The following is a 3,028-nucleotide window of genomic DNA, read 5'->3' on the forward strand; positions in this document are numbered from 1 at the left end:
CGAGTACGTCGAGGACGGCACCGTCACCGCGTTCGCGCTGTGGAACCCGGCTGACCTCGGCTACCTGGCCGCGTATGCCGCGCAGGCGCTGATCGCCGGTGACATCACCGGCAAGGAGGGCGACTCGTTCGCCGCCGGCAAGCTCGGCGACTACGAGGTCGGCGCTGACGGCGTCGTCCTGCTCGGCGAGCCGTACGTCTTCGACGCAGACAACATCGCCGACTTCGACTTCTGAGTCGAAGCCTTGTCACTACGGCGATGACTCGACCGCGCCGATTCACAGCCACCCGTGCGTGTCGAGCGCCGCACCGCTTAAAGGAGCGTCCGATGGAAAAGAGTCAGTCAGGTCCACGCAGGAGATCTGAGGGGAGAATATTCGCGCGGACGCTGGCGGCGCTACCAGCAACAGCCCTGGTTCTATCGATGATTGTGCCAGTGCCGGCGCTCGCCTCTGAAGCCACTCCGAGCGCGGTTCTGGCCCAGGCCGCCGCCGCGTCGCTGCCATCGGGCTTCGCGCAGGATCTGGAGGGGAAGTACGTCGACCCTGATCGGGTGTTCAGCACTGATGTGCGCTGGTGGCTTGGTAAGGCATCGCACACCGATGAGACGCTGTTGGAGCAGATTCAGACGCTCTACGACGGCGGGTTCCGCGGCGTCGAGCTATGCATGCAGGGTGACAGCGGAGCGCCCGACGCGAACTACGCGTATGGGTCAGAGATGTGGGCTCACAAGTGGAAGCTCATGATGAACAAGATGCTCGATCTGGGCATGTCGGTTTATCTCACATCGGGCACGAACTGGGCGACGTCCAACGTCCCTGGCCTCGACCCTGCTAGCCAGCAGGCGATGCAGAACCTCACGCTAGGCACCGGGACGGTGGCCGCGGGTGGCAGTCTTGCAGCAATTCCAACGCCGGCAACGAACGCCCAGCGGGCGGGCGCGTCGTTCGTAACCGCGTACGCGTACAGGGTCGTCGACGGCAACACGGTCGATCCCGAGAGCTTCGTCGACCTTTCCGACAGCGTCACCGAGGGTGCTGACGTGTGGGCTCAGAGCCTCAGCTGGACCGCGCCGAGCGATGGCACCTACCGAGTCTTCGGTATCTGGACCCAGGGAACGTACCAGGCCGCTAGCCCCGCCACTGAGCCGAGCTACGCGACCAACTACTTCGATGAGCGTGGCGTTGACGCCCTGAAGGCCTTCTGGGAGGAGCACTACCTCAGTGACCCCGCTCTGAACGAGAAGATCAAGGCCGGCGACGTCCAGCTGTTCATGGACTCGCTCGAAATCACGACCGGGAACGGTTTCACGTGGTGGGCCGAGGATATGGCGGAGGAGTTCGAGGCGAGGAAGGGCTACGACATCACGCCCTACCTCTTCCTAATCAGCGGCGTGGCATCCAGTTACAACAACCCGTACTTCGGTGTCGACGATGTGGGGACGTACAAGCTCAGCGGTGAGGAGCTGCGCCGCCAGGGCGTCATCAACGACTACCAGGATGTCCTGACCCAGCTATACCGGGAGCGCATGCTGCAGCCGCTCAAGGAGTGGCTGAACAGCGTCGGTATCGAGACGCGAGCGCAGATCTCGTACGGCAAGCCCATTGAACTCTCGGAGCCGTCGATGGACGTCGATTACCCGGAGGCCGAGAACCTCAACCAGTACAACCAGATCGACCTCTTCCGCCTCTGGACCGGAGGCGCCAAGCTCGAGAACAAAGTTCTGTCCAGCGAGACCAGCGCCGCCCGCTTGGCCGACAACTTCACCCGTCAGCAGCACCTCGAAGATGCATACTCTACTTACGCCGCCGGGTTCCAGCGCATCATCTGGCACGTCTGGGCCGCCGACTACGGCTACGGCAATTACCAATGGCCCGGATACGGTCCCGGGGCGTTCGGCAACTCCTGGTTCCACAACTTCGGCCTTCGTAACCCCGGCGTTGCGGACTATGACGAATTCAACGCCCACCTCGGACGGATCCAGCAGCTGCTGCAGACCGGCAAGTCCCGCACCGATGTCGGATTCATACGACAGGAGTGGGTCCACGGGATGAACAAGGAAGCCGGAATCGGCAGCGACAACGCGAGAATGAACTGGCAGTTGGCGCACCAAGGAATCCATTATAGGTCGACGGAACTGCAGGATAACGGCTACACGTACGATTATTTCAGCCCGGCGTTCTTGTTCGATGACGACGTCTATTTCGACGAAGAGACGGGAACGATTGAACAGGCTGGCTACAAGGCGATAGTTCTGTATCAGAGTTGGCTCAGCGCCGATGCCGCGCAGCGCATTCTCGATTGGGCGAAGAAGGGCTTGAAGGTCGTCATCTTGGAGGAGGCCGCTTCTCGCACGCCCTTCAACGACGACAAGAGCGCCCAGCTTGCGGATCTGATGGCTCAGTTGAAAACCCAGCCGAGCGTCAGAACCGCGCAGGTTTTTGACAAGCCCACCGGGGGTTACTTCTCCGCCGATCCTGGAGGTTACGACGACAATGTCCTCGAGAAACTGCAGGAACTCGGCGTGGAGCCCACGACGGGGTTTGAGGAGCCCAACCTTCAGCTGCTGACCCAGACCCGTATCGATAATGATGGCAACCAGTTCGTATACGCATACAACTACGACGATGGTTCCTACTTGTCAAAGAGTCACAAKGAGGCGGTGCGTAACGCGACGCCCGCCACCAATATCCAGACCGACATCGTGAAGGAGGGCGAGTTCATCCCGTACATGATCGATGCTTGGTCGGGCGCGGTGACCGAACTTGCCGATTACCGCTGGGAGGGCGGAAACACCGTTGTTCCGATTGATCTCGACTACAACAACATCGCGTTGCTGGCGTTCGAAAAGGTCGACAGCGGAAAGGTCCACATCGCGTCGACGGACGCTGATTCCGCGCGAGCCGTTGAGGCAGGCGTCACGGTCCGGGCGACAGAGAGCGGCGAAGTGACAACGCGGCTGACGAACGGCATTGAGTTCCAGGAAGAACTCACCGTTCCTGCGGCGTATGACATCACCGACTGGGATC

At 61.2% G+C, this 3,028-nt stretch carries 1 protein-coding gene and 1 pseudogene; both read left to right on the plus strand.

Going from position 1 to position 3,028, the window contains the following annotated elements:
* Positions 1-235: pseudogene (locus AC1DP3_RS18080) on the plus strand (rhamnose ABC transporter substrate-binding protein); the annotation flags it as partial.
* Between the two features lie 92 nt (positions 236-327).
* The coding region (locus AC1DP3_RS18085; RefSeq protein WP_477295721.1) for a glycosyl hydrolase at positions 328-3,028 on the plus strand (2,701 nt) is incomplete at its 3' end.

The sequence above is a fragment of the Microbacterium sp. P5_B6 genome, from assembly GCF_056400345.1.